This window comes from Actinoallomurus acaciae, from assembly GCF_042429965.1.
Lineage (GTDB): Bacteria > Actinomycetota > Actinomycetes > Streptosporangiales > Streptosporangiaceae > Actinoallomurus > Actinoallomurus acaciae.
Genome location: NZ_JBHLZP010001001.1, coordinates 1 through 1,483, shown reverse-complemented (window position 1 = coordinate 1,483; position 1,483 = coordinate 1). Strand labels below are relative to the sequence as shown.

General features: G+C 73.8%; 1 protein-coding gene and 1 pseudogene. Both read right to left on the bottom strand.

Features of this window, described 5'->3' with window-relative positions:
* Positions 1-766, bottom strand: a pseudogene (locus tag ACFFNX_RS49835) (PucR family transcriptional regulator); the annotation flags it as partial.
* 184 nt (positions 767-950) lie between these two features.
* A partial coding sequence (locus ACFFNX_RS49830; protein ID WP_378213493.1) for an alpha/beta hydrolase occupies positions 951-1,483 on the bottom strand: 533 nt, incomplete at its 5' end.

Genomic DNA, 1,483 nt, shown 5'->3' with positions numbered 1-1,483 from the left:
GCCCGGCGAGCGCGGCGCGCGCCGACCCGGTGGCGGCGTACAGGTCGTCCACCCGCGGGCCGATGACGACCGGGCCCGCGCCGAACTTGGACGTGAACGGCTTCGCCGCGGCCAGCGGGTCGTCCTCCACGCCGCCGACGATGATGATGAGGCGGCTGCCCTGCACTCCGGCGAGCACGTCGACGCGCGCGCGACGCGACGCGATGCGGATGTCGTCGATGATGGCCTCGGGCTCGTCGTCCGGAGTGTGCCCCGCCATGACGGCCACCGAGGTCGAGGCCCAGCCGAGCGCGGCCGCCCAGGAGTGCAGCGACTCGTCGACCTCGCCGCGCAGCAGGGCGTCGACGATGAGCGCCTCGAGCCGCGCGTCCCACGCGCCGCGCGTCTCGGCCGCACGCGCGTAGACCTGCGCGGCGCCGAAGGCGACCTCACGGGTGTAGCGCAGGATGGCCTCGCGCAGCTGCGTCTCCCCGCCCGGCGCGGCGAGCTTGTTCACCTGAGCCTCGACCACGTCGATGACGACGCGCACGATCTCGACGGTCTGCTGGAGGCGTACGGCGCGCATCAGCTCGCGCGGCGCGGTGCCGAAGACCTCGCCCGCGATGGCCGGCCGGATCTTCTCCTCGTTCTTGAACCACTCGACGAACCCGGCGATGCCCGCCTGGGCCACCAGGCCGACCCACGAGCGGTACTCCGCCGACATCGCGCGGAACCACGGCAGGCGCTCTTCCATGCTGGCCGTGGCGGCGGTGCCGAGCGTACCCATGGCCTGCTCGAGCCGCTCGGTTGTCTCTTCGCGGATGTCGCCGTCGTTCTTCACATTCTCCACCCTCCCACCCCCGGCCGGCGGATGAGAGCATCGGCGGGAGCCGTGCACGTCGCCACCGGTGGCGATACGTCACCTGTGACGGTAATCGCCTTTCGCCGGGCAAGTGCCGGGAAGGGCCTGGTCAACGCGTCACATCACCGGTGCGTCCGAGGGCGATGAGGGCCAGGTTGCGCAGCGCGACGCCGCCGGGCCGGAGATAGTCGCCGTGCCCGCCGTCACCCGCGGCGAACCGCCGGGCGCCGAATCCCGCTCCGGCCGGGTCCGCGCCGAAGCCGACGCCGAGCATCCGGACGTTCGGTGCGTACCGCATCCAGTCGCCCGAGGCGCGCCCCGCCCACAGCCGCGCGCCGGTGTGCAGTCCCGACGCGGAGGAAACGGCCATCCCCGGGCTGCCGAACACGGCGATGTCGGTCACGTCGAGGCCCTTCGCGGCGCGTCCGCACACCACCGAGCCGTAGCTGTGGCACAGCAGCGCGACGCCGTCGCCGCGCGAGTTCAGCCACGTGACCAGCGGGCGGAGCGCGCGGGCGCCCTGGTCGGCGCGACCGGTGGTGAGCACGGCGGGGCTGATCGTGGCTGGGGCGGGGTACCCGAGCCAGGCGATGACGGCCAGCCGCGAGCCGGGGGACAGGCGCTCGGCCTCGGCGTACAGGG